24 protein-coding genes are annotated in these 22,661 nt (G+C 37.0%); 11 read left to right on the forward strand and 13 right to left on the reverse strand.

Annotated features, from left to right (window positions below; translation table 11 throughout):
* Positions 1-125: 125 nt before the first annotated feature.
* Positions 126-359, reverse strand: a complete 234-nt coding sequence (locus H2677_RS07505; RefSeq protein ID WP_004911406.1) for an SEL1-like repeat protein — start codon at positions 357-359, stop codon at positions 126-128.
* 226 nt (positions 360-585) lie between these two features.
* Here H2677_RS07505 and H2677_RS07510 point away from each other — a divergent pair, with 226 nt between their 5' ends.
* The 6 genes from H2677_RS07510 (at position 586) to H2677_RS07535 (ending at position 4,966) form a co-directional block, all read left to right on the forward strand.
* Entirely contained in the window at positions 586-945 is a 360-nt protein-coding gene (locus tag H2677_RS07510) for a hypothetical protein (protein WP_004954146.1), read from the forward strand.
* Positions 946-1,051: 106 nt separating this feature from the next.
* Complete coding sequence (locus H2677_RS07515) at positions 1,052-1,381, forward strand: hypothetical protein (protein ID WP_004962130.1); 330 nt, start codon at positions 1,052-1,054, stop codon at positions 1,379-1,381.
* Between the two features lie 118 nt (positions 1,382-1,499).
* Complete coding sequence (gene ftsY, locus H2677_RS07520) at positions 1,500-2,639, forward strand: signal recognition particle-docking protein FtsY (protein ID WP_212639509.1); 1,140 nt, start codon at positions 1,500-1,502, stop codon at positions 2,637-2,639.
* Positions 2,640-2,884: 245 nt separating this feature from the next.
* Positions 2,885-3,481: a nitroreductase family protein gene (locus tag H2677_RS07525; RefSeq protein WP_125299253.1), complete on the forward strand. Its 597-nt coding sequence runs from the start codon at positions 2,885-2,887 to the stop codon at positions 3,479-3,481.
* Between the two features lie 220 nt (positions 3,482-3,701).
* Positions 3,702-4,379, forward strand: a complete 678-nt coding sequence (locus H2677_RS07530; RefSeq protein WP_212639510.1) for a YccT family protein — start codon at positions 3,702-3,704, stop codon at positions 4,377-4,379.
* 65 nt (positions 4,380-4,444) lie between these two features.
* Entirely contained in the window at positions 4,445-4,966 is a 522-nt protein-coding gene (locus H2677_RS07535) for a GNAT family N-acetyltransferase (protein WP_212639511.1), read from the forward strand.
* A gap of 87 nt (positions 4,967-5,053) precedes the next feature.
* Here the strand turns inward: H2677_RS07535 and H2677_RS07540 are convergent, their stop codons facing one another.
* From H2677_RS07540 to H2677_RS07575, 8 genes are all read right to left on the reverse strand, one after another.
* Positions 5,054-5,350 (reverse strand): cyd operon YbgE family protein, encoded by a 297-nt coding sequence (locus H2677_RS07540; protein ID WP_004911382.1) that lies wholly within the window; start codon positions 5,348-5,350, stop codon positions 5,054-5,056.
* Positions 5,351-5,354: 4 nt separating this feature from the next.
* A complete protein-coding gene (cydX, locus tag H2677_RS07545) occupies positions 5,355-5,456 on the reverse strand; it encodes a cytochrome bd-I oxidase subunit CydX (protein ID WP_004653762.1) in 102 nt (33 codons plus the stop codon).
* A 14-nt stretch (positions 5,457-5,470) separates the two neighbouring features.
* A complete protein-coding gene (cydB, locus tag H2677_RS07550) occupies positions 5,471-6,616 on the reverse strand; it encodes a cytochrome d ubiquinol oxidase subunit II (protein WP_075696540.1) in 1,146 nt (381 codons plus the stop codon).
* The gene (locus H2677_RS07555) at positions 6,613-8,190 is read right to left on the reverse strand and encodes a cytochrome ubiquinol oxidase subunit I (protein ID WP_039907928.1); all 1,578 of its coding nucleotides are present in this window, start codon (positions 8,188-8,190) and stop codon (positions 6,613-6,615) included. Before H2677_RS07555 ends, cydB begins: the two co-directional genes overlap by 4 nt.
* Entirely contained in the window at positions 8,190-8,381 is a 192-nt protein-coding gene (cydP, locus tag H2677_RS07560) for a cytochrome oxidase putative small subunit CydP (RefSeq protein WP_004911375.1), read from the reverse strand. Before cydP ends, H2677_RS07555 begins: the two co-directional genes overlap by 1 nt.
* Before the next feature lie 544 nt (positions 8,382-8,925).
* Positions 8,926-9,537, reverse strand: coding sequence for an OB-fold-containig protein (locus tag H2677_RS07565; RefSeq protein WP_099948612.1), 612 nt, complete (start codon positions 9,535-9,537; stop codon positions 8,926-8,928).
* A 20-nt stretch (positions 9,538-9,557) separates the two neighbouring features.
* Entirely contained in the window at positions 9,558-9,863 is a 306-nt protein-coding gene (locus H2677_RS07570) for a Rieske (2Fe-2S) protein (protein ID WP_005402569.1), read from the reverse strand.
* 16 nt (positions 9,864-9,879) lie between these two features.
* Entirely contained in the window at positions 9,880-10,893 is a 1,014-nt protein-coding gene (locus tag H2677_RS07575; protein ID WP_212639512.1) for an adenosine kinase, read from the reverse strand.
* A 278-nt stretch (positions 10,894-11,171) separates the two neighbouring features.
* On the opposite strand from H2677_RS07575, the gene H2677_RS07580 reads away from it, so the two are divergent.
* Genes H2677_RS07580 through H2677_RS07590 form a run of 3 tightly spaced genes read left to right on the forward strand, consistent with a single transcriptional unit; the run spans position 11,172 to position 15,824 of the window.
* On the forward strand, positions 11,172-14,111 hold the full coding sequence (locus tag H2677_RS07580; RefSeq protein ID WP_212639513.1) for an insulinase family protein: 2,940 nt from the start codon (positions 11,172-11,174) through the stop codon (positions 14,109-14,111).
* A gap of 21 nt (positions 14,112-14,132) precedes the next feature.
* The gene (locus H2677_RS07585) at positions 14,133-15,296 is read left to right on the forward strand and encodes a phospholipase A (RefSeq protein ID WP_099948614.1); all 1,164 of its coding nucleotides are present in this window, start codon (positions 14,133-14,135) and stop codon (positions 15,294-15,296) included.
* On the forward strand, positions 15,297-15,824 hold the full coding sequence (locus H2677_RS07590; RefSeq protein ID WP_212639514.1) for a cysteine peptidase family C39 domain-containing protein: 528 nt from the start codon (positions 15,297-15,299) through the stop codon (positions 15,822-15,824).
* Here H2677_RS07590 and H2677_RS07595 read toward each other — a convergent pair.
* The 3 genes from H2677_RS07595 to ilvA form a co-directional block, all read right to left on the reverse strand.
* On the reverse strand, positions 15,812-17,149 hold the full coding sequence (locus H2677_RS07595) for a TrkH family potassium uptake protein (RefSeq protein ID WP_004954184.1): 1,338 nt from the start codon (positions 17,147-17,149) through the stop codon (positions 15,812-15,814). The two genes, H2677_RS07590 and H2677_RS07595, sit on opposite strands and share 13 nt — an antisense overlap.
* Entirely contained in the window at positions 17,150-17,800 is a 651-nt protein-coding gene (locus tag H2677_RS07600; RefSeq protein WP_004911349.1) for a potassium channel family protein, read from the reverse strand.
* A gap of 162 nt (positions 17,801-17,962) precedes the next feature.
* Positions 17,963-19,507, reverse strand: a complete 1,545-nt coding sequence (gene ilvA / locus H2677_RS07605; RefSeq protein ID WP_171065564.1) for a threonine ammonia-lyase, biosynthetic — start codon at positions 19,505-19,507, stop codon at positions 17,963-17,965.
* A 98-nt stretch (positions 19,508-19,605) separates the two neighbouring features.
* On the opposite strand from ilvA, the gene rpiA reads away from it, so the two are divergent.
* Together rpiA and H2677_RS07615 are read left to right on the forward strand one after the other, a co-directional pair.
* Entirely contained in the window at positions 19,606-20,277 is a 672-nt protein-coding gene (rpiA, locus tag H2677_RS07610; RefSeq protein ID WP_212639515.1) for a ribose-5-phosphate isomerase RpiA, read from the forward strand.
* Between the two features lie 2 nt (positions 20,278-20,279).
* Positions 20,280-20,972 (forward strand): M48 family metallopeptidase, encoded by a 693-nt coding sequence (locus tag H2677_RS07615; protein WP_004954186.1) that lies wholly within the window; start codon positions 20,280-20,282, stop codon positions 20,970-20,972.
* On the opposite strand, the gene H2677_RS07620 is transcribed toward H2677_RS07615, so the two are convergent.
* Positions 20,965-22,482: a hypothetical protein gene (locus H2677_RS07620; protein ID WP_129262857.1), complete on the reverse strand. Its 1,518-nt coding sequence runs from the start codon at positions 22,480-22,482 to the stop codon at positions 20,965-20,967. The genes H2677_RS07615 and H2677_RS07620 overlap by 8 nt on opposite strands.
* Positions 22,483-22,661: the final 179 nt, after the last annotated feature.

Genomic DNA, 22,661 nt, shown 5'->3' on the forward strand with positions numbered 1-22,661 from the left:
TTATTGAAAAAAGTAAGCTCAAATTAAATTTTAGATGCTAAAGAAATTACATTTTTTAACTCAGATAAAGATAACTTTTTATCTTTGTTGCAGGCATAAAAAAACGCCACCTAGGTGACGTCTTTTTATGCTTGTAAGGTTGCCATCTTTTGCCAGTATTGAGCTTTAAGTGAATCACGCTCTACTCGGAAACCTTGATAATACAATTCTGCTAGAAACAATGCTGCTTTACCATGTCCTGCTTTTGCTACTTCTTCAAGTTCTTTCACTGCATCTTGAAAGTTCTTTTGCGATTGAATGGTATTAACCGCATTTGCATACACATGCTCTAGTTCGTGTTGTGTGAAATGTTGAATCATATATAACTCCTTATTTTAATTATGATTACCGCAAATTCTATCCAAAGACACTTTACTTTGAATATAAGCTAATTTAACTTTGAATTGTTAAATTATTATGACAAAAATAATGGAATTGTCAAATATATCGAGTGTCTTTCTGTAAATAAAAGCTTACACGATTAAACATTTCTAGCAAATAATTTTAAGTAAAATCAAAGTGAAAATAATAGAAAAGGAGAATAACATGTCAAACGTAATCGATGGTTTAACCTTTGATGTTCCACCATCTGAAAATCAAATTATTGAATTGGCACATCATCATCGAAAATTACTTGATGAGGCTATTTTCCATCAAGAAATTCATTTGGGTGATTATTGTTTAGCTCAGCGTAAAAGGGTTTATGATTTTGCGAGTACGCTTAGCCCAGAGCAAAAAGATCGTTTTTATGAAATTTATAACGGAGAGCTGCGCCGTATAGCAGATGATGATGATTTACATCCAGCAGATGCAGAAAGCGGTGTGGGAATGTTTGCTGTATTTGTTAGTTTAGTGATTATTGCATTTATCCTTTACTTCGCCTTTGTACGTACATTAGTAAGTTGACCTATAACCATCACGTTCAATAAACGATATTTTGGCGGCTTATTGAACGTGAGTCTTGTACTGAGTTACGTAGGCACATACACTACTTCTAATATTGAGGTTAGTCATGCTGTCTAAACATTTAAAACATAAAATCTTAGAGCTAAAATTAGGGCATAAATTAGATCAGTTTAATGTCTATTTAGTGATATTTATTCTAATAGCCATTTTTATTCTTGCATTTAATGCTCTGCTACGACCAGTGAATCAGGATCAATATCTGAAAGTTATGCAATTGGCTGAACAAGCTAGTCATCCCAAAACACAGGCTATGGCTTTGAATGTTTTACAAGCTCAAAAAATTCGTCGGGTCGAATATTTAAAACTATTAAATGCGTTTCAATTTGAATCTACACGTATCCAAGAATATCCTGCACTTTCGCTCGATGATGAATGAGTTTTAATCAAAGTAATTTATTTATAAATGAGGGATTTGTAGCAGTCGGGAAAATAAAATCTATTTATGCTAGACTGACCATCTTTTTAAAAAGCTGCTTTATTCTCAAGGAATTGACATGCAACAGCAATCGAATATGCAAAATAAATTCTTGATAGATGCTGATATCGGCGATGATGATGTCACATTACCGAGTTTACCTGCTGTCGATGTTCCCATTATTGAGCCAGCTGTAAAAACAACAGTTGAGACAACACCTGCACCAGCTACTAACGTCGAAATAACTGAGCAACACCAATCAGTATCTTCAGAAGAGGAAGAAGAAATCAAATCAACAGGTTTCTTTGGACGTATGAAGGATGGATTAACCAAAACTCGTCGTAGTTTTACCGATGGTATGGTCAATATTTTGATCGGTGGTAAAGAAATCGATGATGAGCTATTAGAAGAAGTTGAAGAACAACTTTTGGTTGCAGATATCGGTGTTGAGGCAACAAAAACAATTATCGCAAATCTGACAGAGCGTACAGCACGTGGAGATTTGATCTATTCACATGCTTTGTATAAAGCATTGCAAGAAGAGTTGGTAGCATTATTGGCTCCTCGTGTGAAGCCACTACATATTGATCCTAACAAGTCTCCTTATGTCATTTTAATGGTAGGTGTAAATGGTGTTGGTAAGACAACAACCATTGGTAAGCTTGCAAAACGTTTACAGGGTGAAGGAAAGAAGGTCATGCTTGCCGCTGGTGATACTTTCCGTGCCGCAGCGACTGAACAACTGCAGATCTGGGGCGAGCGTAACGATATCCCAGTTGTTGCACAGGGCCATGGTGCAGACAGTGCTTCTGTGATTTTTGATGCATTCGAAAGTGCCCGTGCAAAAGGCATCGATGTTCTCATTGCTGACACGGCAGGGCGTTTGCAAAACAAATCTAACTTAATGGAAGAGTTAAAAAAAGTTAAGCGCGTAATGCAAAAGATAGATGCGACTGCACCACATGAAATTATGCTGATTGTGGATGCTGGTACAGGGCAGAATGCGATCAATCAAGTACAGCTTTTTGATGAGGCTGTTGGCTTGACTGGTATTACAATTACTAAGTTAGATGGTACTGCTAAAGGTGGTGTCTTATTCAATATCGCAAGTCGTACTCATGTGCCGATTCGTTATATCGGTGTTGGGGAAAAAATTGACGATTTGCGTCCTTTCTCTGCTAAATCATTTGTTGCTGCTTTGTTCGAGACTGAGAAATAATTTTTAATTATTTAGCTTATTCTTTTAAAAAGAGGTTCTTAGAGCCTCTTTTTTATGTTCAAAGCAATGAAAGGAAATTAAGGTAAATCTACAGCTTTATTGTGATCTAAAAATAGGCAACCATTTATGGTCGTTTCAAAAATAAAACGATCTGTTATATTTTTTGGTCTACTAATAAAAAATAAGCCGTTATACACTACATTCAATCCAAGATAACACCCAAAGGGTAAAAGAGGAATAACAACATGAGTAACTTTTTAAACAGCATCAAAGCTCGTCGTACGATTTATGCAATTGGCAAAAACGTGACAGTAGATCAAGCGAAAATTGAAGAAACGATTCGTGAAGCAGTAAAACAAAGCCCTTCAGCATTTAACTCACAAACATCTCGAGTTGTGACGCTTTATGGTGAATCACATACAAATTTCTGGAACATCGTTCGTGAGACTTTACGTAAAATCGTACCAGCTGAAGCATTTGAAGGCACAAATCAAAAAATTGATAGCTTCGCAGCAGGTTTCGGTACAGCATTATTTTATGAAGATCAAGATGTTGTAAAAGGTTTACAAGAACAGTTTGCTTTATATGCTGATAATTTCCCAGTATGGTCTGAACATTCAAGTGCGATTGCTCAGTTTGCAACTTGGACGGCGCTTTCTGAAATTGGTATCGGTGCATCATTACAGCACTATAATCCGATTGTAGATGCGGAAGTTGCTGAGACTTATGATATTCCTGCAAATTGGAAATTACGTGCTCAGTTAGTATTTGGTTCAATTGAAGCGCCAGCAGGCGATAAACCATTTATGGATGACGCTGCACGTTTCAAAACTTTTAACTAAGTTTTCAAGATTATTAAAAAAGGGCACTTTCAAGTGCTCTTTTTTGTTTTGATATATCAGGTTCATCTAAAGTTCTATTTTTTATATCACTAAAAAAGATGTATATCTAATAAAAGCCGAATTGTAAGCACGGTCGGTTTGGTTTATTGTCATAAAATAGTCACAATCTCGTAGCATAGTGCATACGGTTTCATAAATAGTTTATATCGAGAAGAGTCTAATGTCTTTAAGAGTTGGTGTTGCTGCTTTAGGTTTATTTTTAAGTGGTTCAGTTTTTTCAGCAGTTACAATCACTGCACCAGAAGAAATTGTCATTCTTGCTGTAAACGGTCAAGAAGTAAATAATGGTCTTCTCGCATCAAAAAAGAATAACTATCAAGTTGATCCTGGTAATTTGACGGTCAATGTGCGCTATCGTGAATATTTTGAGCATTTAAATGGTGAGCATGACATCGTTAAATCTGGCGTTGTAACTTTACAAGCTACAGAACTTAAGGATAACCAGTCTTATGTACTTGGATTAGTGAATGCGCCTAAAAGTTTTGAAGCTGCAAAGAAATACGCTGAACAACCAACAGTTGCTTTGTATGATCAAAACAAAAAATTAGTTGTACAGCAAACGGGTGCGAATAATGAAGCTCAACCATGGTTTACTGGTAGTAATTTAATTAGTCGTACTCTAGATTTAACTAGTAAGAATAAAAATAATGCAGTAAATCAACCAGCACCAGTTTATGGTGTAGCAGCAACAAATCAAGTTATCGAAGCACCGATTGCAACTGTTGCGAGTACAAATTCGATCAAATCTACAGATCAGCAATTGGTTGATTTATGGCAGAAAGCATCTAAAGCTGAACGACAAAAGTTTATGGCTTGGTTGGTAGGTCAAACTAATTAATTTTTTAGTATCTGTTTAAAAAACCGATGTTATCATCGGTTTTTTATTGGCTCATGATTATTAAAATGTACTTAGATATAAGAAAAGCAAGAATTGAAGATATAGATCGTTTGGTTGAAGTAATTAATGCGGCTTATCGAAATCAATTTGGTCGAAGTTGGACAACAGAAAAAGTTTTTGTAGATGGGGTACGTATTACCAAAGAGCAATTAAGTAGAGACTTAAATCAATCAAATTTTGAATTACTTGTTGGTGAAAATGAACAAGGTTCTTTGGTTGGTTGCATTGGGTTAAATTTTGATAGTAGTTCTGTTGAAATTGGAACTTTTGCGATTGATCCAACAATTCAAAATTTAGGCATAGGGCATCGAATGTTGAGTTTTGCTGAAAAATATATACGTGACACTTATGCCGATGTTTTGAGTATTAATCTTTATGTACTTAATGTGCGTAAAGAACTTATTGAATATTATGAACGTAGAGGATTTAATCGCACTGGTGTTGTTGATGATTATCCAATAACTGCGGAGGTAGGAATACCATTAATCCCAGTAAGTCTAGTTGAAATGACTAAAAGAATTAGTTGAGTGGTTTGTGTATCTAAAGTAATTTAATTGTAATTACATTATGTGAAAAAAGAGGAAGTATGAACTTCCTCTTTTAATATTGATCAATTAATTACCTAACCAAATAAAATATCCCAAAAGCATTAAAGGCCATGCGATAAAAGGGCTAAATAACCATTTCCATAACCAAAATCTAGGTACAAATCCTACACCATGAATAAAACCACCTGAAATCCCAATCATGACTAACATGAGTATGCTGTGATTATAGTGACCATTTTCATCTAGCATGAGTGCAGGATGGACTAATAAAATTGCAGCAAGAGGCAATGCCAACAAAAAGGAAACGGTCATTGCAACAATTTGCGCTTTACTATTCTTTGGTGTTGACATGACTTGAGCCATTTTATTATTCCTCATCTAAGTCTTGGTGATGTTCAATATAGAGTGCACTAAGTACCCCAGCAAAACATGCCATCAGAACGCCTAGAATCCATGCAAAATACCACATTTCACATCTCCTGATTAATACAAACTATGAGAGTTTTCTTCAATATGTTTGTTGGTGATGACACCCCACATTTTGTAGTAAGACCAAGAGGTATAGATCAAAATGATAGGTACGAAAATACAAGCAGCTACTGTCATCACACCCAGTGTTTTATGACTAGAAACAGCATCCCACATGGTTAAGCTTGATGTTGGATCAATACTTGACGGTAATAAGAATGGGAACAATGAAAAACCTGCTGTTAAAATTGCACCAACAATCATGAGGCTTGTACCTGTAAAACTAGCTGCTGCTTTATGTTTTGCTGCGCTAATAATGACCAGTAAGGCTCCAAGAATTGCTGCAATAGGTGCTGCCATCGTGATTGGGTAAGTTGAATAATTATTTAACCAACCATGATTTGCATTTGTAACTACATCTTTTGCAAGTGGGTTTAATGCCGCATTTGTATCTACTGCCACTGCATAACTATAGCCTGAGATATTTCCAAAGAATAACCATGCACCTGCAGCCAAAAAGCATACTAGGAATACAATTGCCATGATTTGAGTTGCTTTGGCTGAGCGATTGTGAAGATCACCATCTGTACGCAACATTAACCATGCACCGCCATGTGCAGACAGCATGCTTAAACTCACTAAACCACAAATAAGTGCAAATGGATTCAATAATGCAAAGAAACTACCTGTATATTGAGAACGTAGAGTTTCATCTAGTGTGAATGGTACACCTAAGAATAAATTACCAAATGCAACACCAAATACTAGCGCTGGAACAGCCCCACCAATACACAATCCCCAGTCCCAAGAGTTACGCCATTGGGTGTTTTCTAACTTAGAGCGATAATCAAATCCAACGGGTCTGAGGAACAAGGCAAATAGTACTAATAATAGCGCCCAATACATTCCTGAGAATGCGACAGCATATACCATTGGCCATGCAGCAAAGAGCGCACCACCAGCAGTAATAAACCAAACTTGGTTGCCATCCCAGTGTGGTGCAATCGTATTGATCGCAGCGCGGCGTTCTGAATCAGTTTTTCCTACAAATGGCATTAATGCCATAGAGCCCATATCGAAACCATCGGTGAGGGCAAAGCCAATGAGTAGTACACCAACTAAAACCCACCAAATAATTTTTAGGAGTTCATATTCGATCATGATTGAGCCTCCTTAGTTTTTGCAGCTAGTTTCTCAAAATGATATTTACCAGTATGCAAAGAACTTGGACCTAAACGTGCAAATTTGATCATTAAGTACATCTCGATAATGAGCAATACAGTATAGAAAGCAGCTAGCGCGATAATTGAACCCCATACATCACCAGCACTCACACTAGAAGCAGAAAGATGTGTAGGTAAGATTTCACCAATTGACCACGGTTGACGACCACCTTCTGCGACATACCAACCCGTTTGTGCTGCAATCCATGGTAGAGGTAAAGCAAACAAGGCAAACTTAAGTAACCAAGGTTTATTCTCTGCATTACGTTTAGCCACAGCCCAAGTTGCAAGAATGAAGAGCAAGAGCATTAAGAAGCCTGAAGCAACCATTGCACGGAATGAGAAGAACAGTGCTGCTACGTTTGGAATAGTGTCTTTTGTTGCAGCCTGAATATGAGCTTCAGTTGCATCAACAACGTTTGGTGTATATTTTTTCAATAATAAACCGTAGCCAAGATCTTTTTGATTTTGCTCAAAAGATGCTAGCAATTCTGGAGAGCGATCACCAGCACGTAATTTTTCCAACTCGCTGTAAGCAACCATACCATTACGGATACGGACTTCATGTTCTTTCATGAGGTCATGTAAGCCTGTAACCTGTTTATCCGTAGAACGAGTCGCAATGATACCCATCACATACGGGATTTTAATTGCATAGTCTGTACGCATCTCTGCTTGGTTCGGGATACCAAATAGAGTGAAAGCAGCAGGTGCAGGTTCTGTATGCCATTCAGCCTCAATCGCTGCGAGTTTAGTTTTTTGAACGTCACCCAACTCATAGCCTGACTCATCACCAAGTAAGATGACTGAGAGTGTAGATGCTAGACCGAAGATCGCAGCAATAGCGAATGAACGACGTGCAAATGGTAAATCACGTTTCTTTAATAAGTAATAGCTTGAGATTGCCAATACAAAGATTGCGCCAGTGACATAACCAGCAGAAACAGTATGTACAAATTTTACTTGAGCAACTGGGTTGAAAATCAAAGCGCCGAAATCAACCAATTCCATACGCATGGTTTCGTAGTTAAACGCTGCACCTACAGGATTTTGCATCCAACCGTTTGCGATCAGAATCCACAGCGCAGACATATTTGAACCGATCGCCACTAACCAAGTTACACCTAAATGCTGGACTTTAGATAAACGATCCCATCCAAAGAAAAACAGACCGATAAAAGTGGATTCGAGGAAGAAAGCCATTAAGCCTTCGATGGCAAGTGGTGCACCAAAGATGTCTCCTACATAGTGAGAGTAATATGCCCAGTTCGTACCAAACTGAAACTCCATTGTTAAGCCAGTAGTAACACCTAAGGCAAAGTTAATCCCGAAGAGTTTTCCCCAGAATTTGGTCATATCTTTATAAATCTCTTTGCCTGAAATCACATATGTGGTTTCCATAATGGCAAGAATAAACGCAAGACCTAAAGTTAGAGGGACGAAAAGAAAGTGATACATTGCGGTCATTGCGAATTGGAACCGCGAAAGATCGACCACGCTTTCAGAAATCATCAACGTGTCTCCTGATTGTTGGACATGTCGCCAGCAATACGCTCAGCGACTTCATTGTTAAAATCTTTGGGAATTGTTGGGGCATCAAACCAGATGTTTTTAATCACAAGTAAAATCACAACTTTAATAATAAGAATGATTGTGATTTCACGGATTAATTTCCGATTAGGATCTTGAGAACTCGTGTTCATAGAACTTAGCCTCATATTTAAAAGATGTAAAACATTATTAAATAAAATTTATTAAAAATAAACCTTTAGGATAGTTTAAATAAATATAAACAATAAAAATTATTAAAAACAAATATTTATTAGTATTCTTGATTAATTTTAATTCTAATTATTATCCAACTAAATTGATTGGTTTTTATTATTTTAAACTTGATTAAAACAGTTGTGATTTAATAATTTTATTCCGATTAAAAAGGTTTGATTTAATGTTAATTAATTTAATCTAAAACCAAGTAAAATAGTATGATAATAAAATATCTAGTATTTACATATGCTTATAAAGTCACTTACATAAATAAATAAAATTAATGATGAAACAGTACTAAAACCTAGTGTAATTGTAGATTTTATTGTTGAAATTGTGATGCAATTCGCTATATACGCTTTTAGCTAAACTAGAGTGATAGGAGGGCTGATCTAAACGACAAATATTGTTACTCTTTTTGTAACTGTTTGTAATTTTTGATCGTTTGGTGAGCGTTTTGCTTTTGATAAGAATGAAAAATTAATCAGGCGTAAAAAGTTTGTTCGAAATAGATATTTTTTTTGCCAAATAATGCGAGTTGGATTTTCGGCTAATGAGTAGAACCTGAGACTGTAACTCCAGTTCACCGTATTCTGGCTCAACCTGAACATAATAAAGTTGTCCAAATTCATCTCTTACACGCGCTTGTGCTGAAAAACCAGGACGCGCGTTCCCTGTTGAAATGGTTGCTAAGCGACCAACAAGATTTGAATGAGTGTGGGTAACCTTGGGTTTGATGACCTGATCCAGACAGTGAATCATAAAAACGGTAAAGAATATGTCGATGACTAAAGCTGGAATGAATAAATAGTAAGGTGAAATAAAATAGTGTTGAAGTGCAAAAAAGGATAGTTCAAGAAAGTAGCCGGCAAAACTAAAGTTAATCAGTAAGAACACAACGATTAAATATTTTGAGAATTTAACATCTAAAAGAGGTGAGTTCAGCAACCATTCTGGTGTTAGTTTCTTAACTAAAGAACTTGGACGTAAACCTACAAAAATCCCAATAGTTTCCGCTATGCTGAGAAAAATCAAAGCCACAACACTCATGTGAAATGGCATCAGATAATAATTTAGAAAAAACTCAGTCATAGCAGAAGTCTTATTGCGTATTAATCAATATAAATACCACCATCAGAGTGGACTTCCAAATTTACCTTCTGAAGATGTTCACCTAGGCATGGACCTGAAATACATTCGCCAGTTTCAACTGAAAATAAAGCTCCATGGGTTGAGCATTGAATGTATTCACGATCTTGATCCAAGAATTGATTTTCTAAGTATTCCAGTTCAGTTTGTAAGTGAGGACAAATGTTTTGATATGCATAAAAACTTCCATCTTTTTGTGTAATAAAAATGGTTGTTCCCTTCATGGTGTCAAATGTACGTGACTCACGTTCTGGGACTTCCTCAGTCATGCAAATTTTTTCCATCTTAAGCACATTCCTGTTGAGCATTTTTAAATTGTTCAAAAAGTTTAGCGTAGTTTTCTACACTTAAACGAGGGCCAAATTGAGCGACAACTTCACTTGATATCAAGATTGCGAGCTGTGCTGCCGCATCCAGTGAAAGTCCAGCGTTAATTGCATATAAAAACGCACCCGCAAAGGCATCACCAGCACCATTTGTGTCTACAGCATTCACATGGCGACCTGCAACATGAAATTGATTTGCAGGATCAATAATGACTGCGCCATTTGCCCCTTGAGTAATCACGATATGTTGGTTGTTAGATTTTAAAGCCTCAATTGCTGCATCGAGCGTTTCAGTGTTCGTGAACATAAGTGCTTCTTGTTCATTACAGAATAATAAATCTACACCATCATCCATTAACTCTTCGAGACCTTGACGTGCATATTGCACCATCGCAGGATCTGAAAGAGAAAGGGCGATTTTAACACCATGTTCTTTAGCAAGAGCACGAGCTTGTTTGACAGCAGCTCTTGCTGTATCGCTCGTAGATAAATAACCTTCGATATATAGCCATTTAGCAGTTTTTAAGGGTTCAAAATCTATTTGTTCAGCAGTCAATTCTGCTGTGATGCCTAGAAAAGTGTGCATTGTACGTTCAGAATCTGGGCTAATCAGTACCATGCAGGTACCTGTAACACCATTGCTGATTGACTGACTTGTTGTTGTAATGCCAGCTTCATTTAGTCCATTTAGATAAATAGAACCTAATTCATCGTTACCTACACGGCAGCCATAAAATGCTGAACCACCTAATGCACTGAAAGCTACCGTTGTATTTGCTGCAGAACCACCACTTGCCTGACCTTTATACGTTTGCGTTTTTTGTAGCTGTTGAAAAAGAGCTGTTTGTGTTTCACCATCGGTCAACTGCATCGTACCTTTTTGCAAAGCATGTTCTGTTAAGAACTCATACGAAACTTTAAATTCTTGGTCAATGAGCGCATTACCAATTGAAAAAAGATCAACAGTTGCCATGTTTGTCATCACAGTTAAAAATCAAAACATGAAGTTTACACGAATGCTCAAGATTACAGTAGTTTGTTGAAGAAAATTCACTTCATTTACGGTGAGCTTTCCATGCTTATTATTTTTAATGTTCAAGGACTGGAATTAAAAAATATCAGACATCAATTTTATGTCACTCGCTGCATTTTTCTACAAAAACATAGTAATTTACATGGATATCTGTAGGGATTGTTCGGTAGACTCAGTATCATAAATTGTAATCATTTTATTAGATAATTGGAGAACTCATGACTGTCGATGTTTCTGAAAGCATTAATCAAACTATTCATCCTGCGTTTCAGCTATTACGTCAACACCATGTAGAAGCACTTGATATTCAAGTATCTGAATATAAACACAAAGTGACAGGCGCAATTCATTACCATTTGGCGACTTCACACGATGAAAATGTCTTTTTAGTTGCGTTTAGAACTCAGCCAATGGATTCCAAAGGTGCTGCACATATTCTTGAACATACTGCATTATGTGGTTCAGAAAAATTTCCTGTACGTGACCCATTCTTTTTAATGATCCGTCGCTCATTAAATACATTTATGAATGCATTTACAGCCGCAGATTGGACAGCATATCCATTTGCCACTCAGAATAAAAAGGACTTCCAAAACTTATTGTCTGTTTATTTGGATGCTACGTTTGCTGCAAATTTAAATCCTTTAGATTTTGCGCAAGAGGGTATTCGTATTGAGTTGGAAAATGATCAGGCAGTTTACAAAGGTGTAGTCTTTAATGAAATGAAAGGTGCAATGAGCTCACCTACAGATCAACTTTATCATCAGCTTGCTCATCATTTATTTCCTGAAACTACCTATCATTACAACTCTGGTGGTGATCCAAAGGATATTCCTGATCTGACGTATGATCAGTTAGTTGATTTTTACAAAACTCATTATCACCCAAGTAATGCCGTATTTATGACCTTTGGTAATCAAAGTGCTTATGATTTACAAGAGCAATTTGAAACTTTAGCGCTTCATAAGTTTTCTAAAGGTACAACTTTATATTCAAAACCAGAAAAGCGACTCACAGCTCCACTTGAGGTGATTGAGAATTACGCGGTTGATAGTGAAGATTTGAAAGATAAAACTTATCATGTTTTATCTTGGTTGTTGCCTGAAACAAGTGACATTAAATTACGTTTAGGTATGCGTTTGGTTGAAGGTATTCTTCTTGAAAATTCTGCTTCACCATTACGTCACTATTTGGAAACTTGCGGATATGCACAATCAACTGGTCCGTTGATGGGCGTTGATGATAGTAACTTTGAAATGACTTTCTATTGTGGGGTTCAAGGCTCAAATCCAGAGCACGCAAATGAATTCCGTGATGGTGTGTTAAAAGTTTTGAATGATGTTGCTGTTAAACCAGTTGATACGGATTTAGTCGACGCGATATTGCATCAAATCGAATTGCATCAACGTGAAATTAATGGCGATGGAACACCATACGGACTTAGCTTGATCTTAAATGGTTTAGGTAGCGTTATTCATCATAATGATCCTGTTCACGTTTGGGATGTTGATTCTGCGATAGAACAAGTCAAAGAGGAACTCAAAGATCCAATGTGGCTATCTAATTTAATTCAAACGCATTTGTTAGATAATCCACATCGTGTACAAATGACGCTGGTACCAGATGCCACTAAATCAATCAAAGAACAACAAGCTGAACAAGCACGTTTAGCTGAAATCACTGCAAATCTAAATGATGAACAGAAGATTGAGATACAAAAGCAAACTGAAGCTTTAAAGCAGCGTCAGGATACACCTGATGATTTAGATTTATTACCAAAAGTTGGTTTGGAAGATATTCCAGCAGAGTTGCAAATTGTACAAGGTCAATTACGTGAGATCATTTCAAATGGATTAGACACACCATTGAATCTTTATCATGCTGGAACCAATGGTATTTACTATCAACAAGTTTTAATCCAAATCCCAAATGAAATTGTGCAATCGCCATATTTTAATTTGCTTTCAATTTTGATGGGCGAGGTTGGTGCAGGAGAATATGATTATTTAGAACTTCAACAAATTCAAACTGCCGTCAGTGGTGGTTTGGGTATGGGAGCTTCATTACGAAGCAAAGTTGATGATAAAGATCGTATCAGCGCATGGTTAACTTTAACGACCAAATCACTTACTCAAAAATTAGATGCGATTCAGTTGTTGAAGTTAGCATTTGAGAAATTAAGATTTGATGAAAAAGATCGAATCATTGAGCTGTTACAACAACGTAAAACTCGCTGGCAGTCCCGTTTATCAGGTTCTGGACATAGTTATGCTATGCAAACTGCCTCACGTCAAATGAGTGCATTAGCACGCCGTGATTATCATAATACGGGTTTAGGTGCATTAAACTGGTTAAGTGATTTAGTGGCTAAAATCGATAATGATGAAGCAGCTTATCAGGCATTAATCGATGAGCTTAAGGCGATTCACCGAAAGCTTTTACAAGCACCAAAACAGTTCTTATTGGTTTGTGAAGAACATCATTCAGACCGTTTAGTGGAAGAAATCCAAAATGTCTGGGATAAGTTAGATGTCAGCAAAGAACCCGTAACATTAACCACTGTGGACCACGTAGATACAAATTATGATGAAGCTTGGTTAATTCAGTCAAATGTTCAGTTCTGTGCATCCGCTTATCAAGCCGTGGACGTTGCACATGTTGATGCAGCTCCACTCATGGTATTAGCAGCATATTTACGTAATGGCTATTTGCATAGTGCTATTCGTGAAAAAGGTGGGGCGTATGGTGGTGGAGCAAGCTATGATGGCAATGCCTGTGCTTTCCGTTTCTATAGCTATCGTGATCCGCGTTTAGCAGAAACCTTTACTGATTTTGAAGCGAGTATCCAGTGGCTATTAAATGCTGAACAAAAAGAACATCAACTTGAAGAAGCAATTCTTGGATTGGTGTCTGGTATGGATAAGCCTGGGTCACCTGCTGGAGAGGCAATAACGGCATGTTATGCATTACTACATGCACGCACACCAAAGTTCCGTAAACTTCTACGTGAACGATTATTGCATGTTACTTTAGCTGATTTACAAAGAGTTGCAAAAGAATATCTATTGGAGCAAAAACCTGTGAGAGCAGTAGTGGCTCCATTTGCTAAACGTGAGGAGTTACAAAACTTAGGTTTTGAAATTCAGCAAGTCAATTAAAAGAAAAAATTGGAGACCGCTATGACGTTCAAAAAAATTGAACGTGCTCAATTGGAACTAAGTATACTCGCTATACTTAGTTCTTTTGCTGCATCAAACACCTTTGCACAAGTCGCAGAACCTGCCACTCCAGCTACTGTCGAAGCATGTGTTGCATTAAGCTCGAGTGCAGACCGCTTGGCTTGCTATGACAGCATGTTTAAAGCTCCAACCGTCATTGAGCCGCAGGTTACAGAACCAATGGTAGCGGCTGCACCTCCCGTTAAATCAAAAGAGTTAGAAAAAAGCCCACCTGAAAGTTTAAAAGATAAAGTGGTTCAAAAGGTCAGCGATTTGAATCTGATTGGCGCTGCTCCGAAATTTGATCCAAATGTATCTTTACTAGATCGACGTTGGGAGTTATCTGAAGAGAGTAAACTGGGTGTTTGGAATATTCGTGCGTATCAGCCTGTTTATTTACTGCCAGTTTTTTGGACAAGTGATAAAAACGAATATCCAGAGAGTCCGAATCCAAATAACACAGTGACAGATAAGCAAAATTTGACTTCTTCTGAAGCTAAATTCCAGATTTCCTTAAAAACCAAAGCTTGGGAAAATATTTTCGGAAATAATGGTGATCTGTGGTTGGGTTATACACAATCATCACGCTGGCAAGTATATAACTCAGAGGAATCTCGTCCATTTCGAGAAACCAACTATGAGCCAGAAGCCAGTTTAATGTTTAGAACAAATTATGAACTTCTAGGGTTAAATGCACGCCTATTAGGTGTGACGCTGAATCACCAATCAAATGGTCGTTCAGATCCATTATCAAGAAGTTGGAATCGAGTTATCTTCAATCTTGGTTTTGAGAAAGATAATTTTGCTTTGATGCTACGTCCTTGGTATAGAATTGAAGAAGATGTGAAAGATGATAACAACCCTGATATTAAAGATTATATTGGGCGCGGAGATTTGACAGCTTTCTACCGACACAAGGAAAATGATTTTTCACTTATGTTGCGCCATTCACTGAAAGGTGGTGATAAGTCACATGGGGCTGTGCAGTTTGATTGGGCATTTCCAATCAAAGGTAAGTTACGTGGTCATCTACAACTGTTTGATGGCTATGGTGAGAGCTTGATCGACTATAATCATCGAGCAACATATGTCGGACTTGGCGTTTCTTTGATGAACTGGTACTAAATGAGTTTAGACATTCCTGATCCATTATTGCAGCTTGAGGCAAATTGTGGGGTTTTTGCAGTCTGGTTGATTCTAAAGCAATATCAATCAAATATTGATATTGCTGAGCTTATTCAATTATGTCGGCATGATTACAACGAAGGAACCTTTACAATCGCTTTGGCTGTGGCCTTGAAAAAGCTAGGATTTGAAGTCTCATTCTATACCGCTCCTGACCCTGATATTGATGAAATTGAAAAGCAAATTTACTTAGAGGCAAAGCAACTTCAGATCCCAATTAGACCTGCTTTGACGTATGAGAAGATTCAGCAAGCCTATGAAGATGGCAAATTCGTTATTGTGTTTTATGACACATTAGATGGGGCGGGAAATCAGTCGTTGATCTATTCTATTGATGAGCAAGAAATTAGTTTTTGTGATCATTTTGAGGTTATGTCAAAGGCTGTATTCGAGCAACAATACCAAGCTGATGAAATTTGTCAGCAAGCTATCGTGGTCGAGCAGCCTTTAAACTTCTATCCAATCTGAATATTCGCATTTGCATGTTTCAAGCGGCTCTTTTTAGGGGTTGCTATGAGATATGCAAGGGTGAGTGGACCTAGTCGTCCTGTATACATAAGCAAGCTTAATACAAATAAACTACCGTCATGTAATTCGCCTGTCACACCACGAGAAAGTCCAACCGTACAAGCAGCTGAGACGACTTCAAACATCAAATCTAAAACATCTAATTTTGGTTCAAGCAGAAAAAGCGTAAAACACCCGATAAATACTAACATACCTGTAATTGCAGCTACGGCTAAAGCTTTATAGGTCGTTTCATGAGAAACAGAGTGATTAAAAATACGAATTTCTTCGTTACGTCGTAAAAATGAAACAACAGTAAGTAATAAGATCACAAATGTTCCAACTTTTATACCGCCTGCCGTACTTAAAGAGCCACCACCAATAAACATCAATAGCATAGTAAGTAGCGCGGTACTATGCTCCATTGCACTGGTATCGATGGTATTAAAACCTGATGAACGAGGAACAGTAGCCTGAAACCAAGAGTTCATCGCTTGTTCACCTAATGTCATTGGACCAAGTGTTAATGGGTTATTTGATTCTAAAAGCCAAATAAGAATAAAAGCGATAAGATTTAAAATAAGGATAGTGCTTAGTATAAGTTTGCTATTCGGTGTTAATTTACTCCATTTCTTATTCTGTTTTACATCAATTAGTACTAGAAAGCCGATACCACCCAGCGTATAAAGCATACTAATGGTTAAGCAGATCAAATAATGACTTTGAAAGTTGATTAAACTATTGTCAAATAAAGAAAAGCCTGCATTGTTGAAAGCTGAAATACTGTAGAAAATCGAATAATACAATCCTCGCCCGACACCATACATTGGAATAAATGATGTACTCAGGATGATTACACCAATCAATTCAAATAATAAGGTATAAAGTACAACGCCTTTTGCTACGAATGTAACTTTAGATAAGCTTGTTTGCCCTAGGCTGTCTTGAGCCATCATTTGTTGTTTAAGACCTAATTTGGGTGCCAAACTGAGAGCAGCCAAAATCGCGAAGGTCATAAAACCTAAACCACCAGATTGAATCAATAATAAAATTATAACTTGTCCGAGATGGTTAAATGATTCATTTAAATTCACCACAGATAGACCAGTAATCGTGACCGCTGAGGTTGCAGTAAACAAAGCATCCATCCAGCTTAAGTTTCCTTTGTTTGCAATCGGAAGTTTAAGCAGTAATGTTCCAATAATGATAAAGCTTAAGAACCCAATCGCGAGCAATGTCGGTGGGCTAAGATTAAATATCTTTTGCGAATTTATTTTTATGGTCATTTAGAGGAAGCATCCCGATAATTTTTTTAGATGGGTGAGTAATCCTTCTAATATGAGTACGTCACCTGTTTGTAAGGTAAAACTAGAGTCAATTTCATAAATAATTTGTTCATCACGTTTAAGTAGTAAAAGTTTGATATGAGGTTCTTGTTTGAGAATGCCTGATAGATTTACCTTGTTTAGTTTCTCATGCACAGGCACTTTAATGATGTAATGATCATGATCGAGTGCCATGTAGCGGCTAACCATAGGATAGTTAAGCGCTTGCGCAACACGAACCCCCATGTCTTCTTCAGGATGAATAATTTTAGTGATATTTAAGTGAGAAAGAATTGTGTGATGAGCTTTGGTTTTAGCTTTTACTAAGATTTTTTCTACACCCAAATTTTTGAGGTTTAATACACACAAAATACTTGCTTCAATATCTTCACCAATTGCAACAACAACGGCATCACAATTTTGAATATTCAATTCTTCTAGTACGTGCTCATCTGTAGCGTCAGCAATAACGGCATGAGTGATTTGATCAGCCAAATTTTCCACATTGCGCTTGATCGTATCAATTCCAATAACATCATGATTCAGTTTAGTGAGTTCTAATGCAACAGTCGCCCCAAAACTTCCTAAACCAATGACTGCAAACTGTGCCATAACGATCCTTAACTAAATGAAAAAAAAATCTTTTTAACTATTTTAAGACGGAATAATTTGAGCGTGTGTAATCATTTGTGTGTAAAGAAAATCAACTTATAAAAAGACAATATTCAAAATAAAACCGACATATTTGTCGGTTTTAAATCAGATCAGATTTACTTATTTGAGGAAACGTTTATATCCAATATTATCGCTAATTTCAGCATATGGATATGTGATTTGCTCTAAAGTTTCAATCAGACCATCTGGATTTTGCTTCGCATCAGTTGCCTCTAAACCAACCAAAACACGACCTTCAGCTGCACCATGATTACGATAATGGAATAAAGTGATGTTGTGGGTTGGGCCGAGACGCTCAAGGAAGGTTAACAGTGCTCCAGGTCGCTCAGGGAATTCAACACGGAATAGACGTTCATTTTCAATGTTAGCGTGTCCACCGATCAAATAACGGATGTGAAGTTTAGCTACTTCATCATCAGATAAATCATCTACTTCATATTGCTGTTTGAGCATTTCATGAATTTCATGGCGTTCAGTTTCACCACCTTTCAAGCTAATTCCGACAAACACTTGAGCTTGATTGCTATCACTTGCACGATAGTTGAACTCAGTAATGTTGCGTCCTTGCAATGAACGGCAGAAATTCAAAAAAGCACCTTTCTGTTCTGGAATCGTAACAGCGTAAATTGCTTCACGACGTTCACCGAGTTCGGTGCGCTCAGCAATATAGCGTAAGCGATCAAAGTTCATGTTCGCGCCACACACAATTGAAACCATGTTCTTATTATTTAATTGGTGTTCAGCTACATACTTTTTGATACCAGCTAATGCCATTGCACCAGATGGTTCAACAATACTACGGTTTTCATCAAAAGTATCTTTAATGGCAGCGCAAATTTCATCTGTATTTACTGTCACGATATCAGGTTCTACGATAGGTCCTGAATTATCAGATTTGCGTAGACGAACCATTTCGAAAGGTAATTCGCCTATTTGTGCTACTGCTGTACCATCCGCAAATAAACCAACATGAGGTAGAATTACACGTTCATTTGATTCTAGTGCTGCTTTTAAACAAGCTGATTCTTCGTATTCAACACCAACAACTTTAACATGTGGTGCAACTTCACCTAAATATGCTGCAACTCCAGCAATCAAGCCACCACCACCAACAGCAACAAAAACATATTCAACATCACGCCATTGACGCAATATTTCATTTGCTATGGTTCCTTGACCTGCAATGACCAATTCATCATCGTAAGGTGGAATGAAAACTAAACCTTCATCTTCTGCGCGTTGTTTGGCATATTTGTTCGCGACATCAAAGCTATCGCCGTGTAAAACGACCTGACCACCAAGATTTTTTACAGCCTGAACTTTAATATCAGGTGTTGTACTAGGCATAACAATGATCGCATGAATCCCTAGTTTTTTTCCTGACAGTGCAACACCTTGAGCATGATTACCCGCAGATGCGCAGATAACACCACGTTCCAATTGATCTTTTGGTAATTGACTAATTCTGTTATAAGCACCGCGTAATTTGAAAGAGAATACAGGCTGTAAATCTTCACGTTTAAATCGAATATTATTATTAATTTTTTGACTAATTCGTGGAGCTGCTTCAAGCGGTGTTTCAATCGCAACATCATAAACCGTTGCTTGTAAAATTTGTCGTACCACACGAGACAGCATGTTCATCTTCCCTATAACAGTTTAAAATAGTCAGTCATTGTAGCAAACCCCTGTGCATTTGCGCTGTTTTCTTGCAGCAAATGTCAAAATAGTTGAGTGAAGTCATGAGTCTATATGCAACCCAAGATGAAAAAAAACAAGCTGCGGCAAAAGCAGCTTTAAAGCATTTGCCTAAAGGCGGCATTTTGGGCGTAGGAACAGGAAGTACCGTTAATTTTTTAATTGATTTATTACCTGAATTGCAATTAGAAGCTGCAGTTGCGAGTTCAAATGCGACAGCAGAGCGCTTAAAAAAACTTGGCATCGAAGTTGTAGATATGAATTCAGTAGGTGGTCTAGATGCTTATGTTGATGGTGCAGATGAAATTGATCGTCATATGCACATGATCAAAGGTGGCGGTGCTGCTTTAACTCGTGAGAAAATTGTTGCTTCAATTGCGAAAAAATTTGTATGTATTGTTGATGACTCAAAGTGGGTTGAGCAATTAGGTCGTGATTTTCCTTTACCTGTTGAAGTCATTCCGATGGCGCGATCAGCTGTTGCACGTAAAATTGTAGCTTTAGGCGGTGATCCTGTTTATCGTGAAGGTGTTGTGACAGATAACGGAAACGTAATTTTGGATGTTTATAACTTAAATATTTTAAATGCGATTGAGTTAGAAAAAACACTCAATAATATTCCTGGTGTTGTTACAAATGGAATTTTTGCTTTAAATGCAGCTTCTATTGCAATCGTAGCTACCAATAATGGTATCGAAGAACGTACTGCACAATAATAATGCAATCTGTAAAATCAGACGAGAAACTACCAGAAATTAAAATGGTTCGACACGCAAGAGCTAAGAATTTACGCCTGCGTGTGGATCCAACTGGAATTCGTCTGACCGTGCCTTTATTTTGTTCACAGCGACAAATTCAGATGTTTCTCAATCAATCAGAACAATGGTTGATTGAGACATGGGAAAAACAACAAAAGCAAAATCCCAAGTATTCAGAATTTCCTGAACACTTACAATTGTTTTATCATTCAAAACCATTTTCTGTAATTCAACAATCTCAACGTATGATTTTTAAATTTGATTGGGAAAATAACATATTGCATGTTAAAAATGATCAGATTGAAAGAGCACTACAATCTGCTGTTTTATCTTACAGTAAAGAATTTTTACCCATATTCCTAAATGAGATGAGTAGAGAAATTGGGTTGAGTTTTAGGGACTGTTCAATTCGAAAACCAAAAACACGATGGGGTAGTTGTAGTTCGCAGCATGACATCATGCTAAATGCGGGTCTAGTACTTATGCCTGAATATTTAGTTCGATCTGTATGTATACATGAATTGGTTCATACGGTTCACTTTGACCATAGTGCAGTTTTTTGGGCTGAAGTTGAAAAACATGACCCAAATTATTTGGAGAACCGCAGGCAACTGAAAAATAATCAATTACCTGCGTGGTGGTATGTTAAATAAACTTACATTCAAGTTGTGTTTTTGATAATTGATCAGGTGCCTTTCGCACATCTAAACCATAACTAGCACTTTGAACTTGATTTTCCTTAATTTTTACTTGAAGGAAAGCATATTCTAATGAAACATTATTTGGTTCAGTTGAGCTACTATTTAGAATATATTCTCTTGTCGTTTTGTTGACTTGTAAAAGATTATCTGTACTGTCTGCATCAAGTACTGAACGATAAATTTGAGTTCCTTTGATAAGTTCAACCGCACCATTAGCACGTATATTGAGTGTGCAGTTATTCGTATTGTCTTTATAACTACCAATTAAATATTCAATAGATGGCAAGTTGGGGTTTAGATTGTTAACGCCAGTTATTCCTTGTTTGCAGGCAAATAATGACCCATTACAAGTCTCAGTACTATCTATGAAACCAACAGCTCGGCGATAGTCTCCAGCACCAGACACTCTGAATACTTGTGAGGAGTTAAATCTAGGTTCCTCACCAGCATACAATTTATCCTCTAATTGACGATAGCCATCAGGATTAACAGTCGCTTGTTGGTAATTGTTTGCAAGTTTCAAAACTGCTTGTTTTAAAGAAGATGCGAATAAATTTCTGGTGTTCTCTTGATTCTTGGCAATATCAATAAGATTGTTTTTTGCAGGATCAACATTATCGGGTGGGGTTACCACTAATGTTTTTAAGACACTATTGTCACCGCGAATAAGTTTTGAATCCAAATAACCATCTTTTAAATCCAGTGCAATGTTCTTGGTAAATTCATCATATGAATTTGTTGGATATACATTAGCCCATTGTTGAATATAACCAAAACTAAAGTAAGTGTTTATATATAGTGCAAGTCGAGAAACAATATCCTGTTGTGTGAACACATTAAGTTGGTTAGAAGTATTTAAATTAGGAAAGTCATTGCGGTGAAATGCTCTTAGAAGTGCTGTGTTTACATCTTGAGTGGCTAAAGATAAATGTAGCTCACTAATTTGAGTTGGATCTACTGTCTCATTGGGTAAATGACCAGACCGGATTAACGCACGCTGGTAGATAGCCTCAGAACTTGGATTGATGAAGATTGGTTGTGTTAAATTGCTAGTATCTACTTCGATCAATGCATGTTGTGTAATATTCAACGGTTTGTATAGACCACTTAGAAAATCAAAAACCAAAGAACTAGGTTTTGTTGATAATTCAATTCTATAAAGACGTTTAGTGTTTAAAACTGAAGGTAGTGTAACTGTAAGATTAGATGTCGTGCTCGCTTGTTGCTCTAAGACGAGTGTGTTGTCAAAGTTATCATACAACTTAACGACTACATCACGCATCTCAACAGGAACTTTGATATCGAAATTCTTGGGCTTAGGAACAGTCACTATAGGTGCTGGGTCATTTTTTGCTTCACTTTCACCACTACCACAACCAACCAAGGCTGTACTGATTAGTAAAGTGCTAACACCAAGACATAAAAATTGATTTAATCTTTGTTTTGTTCTCAAAGAAGGCATTCCAGCTCTCCAAAATTCTGCATCCATGAAAATTATTATTTCCGCTTGGGTTTTATTCTATGCGAATATCCTAATCATTCAATAGAAATTCATGATCAATGGTCGTTTGCTATCATTTTTTATAATTTAGATGCTTAAGTTTGACTTGTTCTGTGCAATTAAGCCATCCGATGACAATT

It is taken from the genome of Acinetobacter junii, assembly GCF_018336855.1.
Lineage (GTDB): Bacteria > Pseudomonadota > Gammaproteobacteria > Pseudomonadales > Moraxellaceae > Acinetobacter > Acinetobacter junii.

Coding starts and splice junctions, on each gene's coding strand:
- H2677_RS07535 (WP_212639511.1), top strand. CDS start 4,445: ATGTACTTAGATATAAGAAAAGCAAGAATTGAAGATATAGATCGTTTG.
- H2677_RS07615 (WP_004954186.1), top strand. CDS start 20,280: ATGCAATCTGTAAAATCAGACGAGAAACTACCAGAAATTAAAATGGTT.
- H2677_RS07575 (WP_212639512.1), bottom strand. CDS start 10,893: ATGGCAACTGTTGATCTTTTTTCAATTGGTAATGCGCTCATTGACCAA.
- cydP (WP_004911375.1), bottom strand. CDS start 8,381: ATGAACACGAGTTCTCAAGATCCTAATCGGAAATTAATCCGTGAAATC.
- cydB (WP_075696540.1), bottom strand. CDS start 6,616: ATGATCGAATATGAACTCCTAAAAATTATTTGGTGGGTTTTAGTTGGT.
- H2677_RS07540 (WP_004911382.1), bottom strand. CDS start 5,350: ATGGCTCAAGTCATGTCAACACCAAAGAATAGTAAAGCGCAAATTGTT.
- H2677_RS07505 (WP_004911406.1), bottom strand. CDS start 359: ATGATTCAACATTTCACACAACACGAACTAGAGCATGTGTATGCAAAT.
- cydX (WP_004653762.1), bottom strand. CDS start 5,456: ATGTGGTATTTTGCATGGATTCTAGGCGTTCTGATGGCATGTTTTGCT.
- H2677_RS07620 (WP_129262857.1), bottom strand. CDS start 22,482: ATGCCTTCTTTGAGAACAAAACAAAGATTAAATCAATTTTTATGTCTT.
- H2677_RS07530 (WP_212639510.1), top strand. CDS start 3,702: ATGTCTTTAAGAGTTGGTGTTGCTGCTTTAGGTTTATTTTTAAGTGGT.
- H2677_RS07590 (WP_212639514.1), top strand. CDS start 15,297: ATGAGTTTAGACATTCCTGATCCATTATTGCAGCTTGAGGCAAATTGT.
- H2677_RS07580 (WP_212639513.1), top strand. CDS start 11,172: ATGACTGTCGATGTTTCTGAAAGCATTAATCAAACTATTCATCCTGCG.
- H2677_RS07555 (WP_039907928.1), bottom strand. CDS start 8,190: ATGATTTCTGAAAGCGTGGTCGATCTTTCGCGGTTCCAATTCGCAATG.
- ftsY (WP_212639509.1), top strand. CDS start 1,500: ATGCAACAGCAATCGAATATGCAAAATAAATTCTTGATAGATGCTGAT.
- H2677_RS07585 (WP_099948614.1), top strand. CDS start 14,133: ATGACGTTCAAAAAAATTGAACGTGCTCAATTGGAACTAAGTATACTC.
- H2677_RS07515 (WP_004962130.1), top strand. CDS start 1,052: ATGCTGTCTAAACATTTAAAACATAAAATCTTAGAGCTAAAATTAGGG.
- rpiA (WP_212639515.1), top strand. CDS start 19,606: ATGAGTCTATATGCAACCCAAGATGAAAAAAAACAAGCTGCGGCAAAA.
- H2677_RS07600 (WP_004911349.1), bottom strand. CDS start 17,800: ATGGCACAGTTTGCAGTCATTGGTTTAGGAAGTTTTGGGGCGACTGTT.
- ilvA (WP_171065564.1), bottom strand. CDS start 19,507: ATGAACATGCTGTCTCGTGTGGTACGACAAATTTTACAAGCAACGGTT.
- H2677_RS07595 (WP_004954184.1), bottom strand. CDS start 17,149: ATGACCATAAAAATAAATTCGCAAAAGATATTTAATCTTAGCCCACCG.
- H2677_RS07525 (WP_125299253.1), top strand. CDS start 2,885: ATGAGTAACTTTTTAAACAGCATCAAAGCTCGTCGTACGATTTATGCA.
- H2677_RS07570 (WP_005402569.1), bottom strand. CDS start 9,863: ATGACTGAGGAAGTCCCAGAACGTGAGTCACGTACATTTGACACCATG.
- H2677_RS07565 (WP_099948612.1), bottom strand. CDS start 9,537: ATGACTGAGTTTTTTCTAAATTATTATCTGATGCCATTTCACATGAGT.
- H2677_RS07510 (WP_004954146.1), top strand. CDS start 586: ATGTCAAACGTAATCGATGGTTTAACCTTTGATGTTCCACCATCTGAA.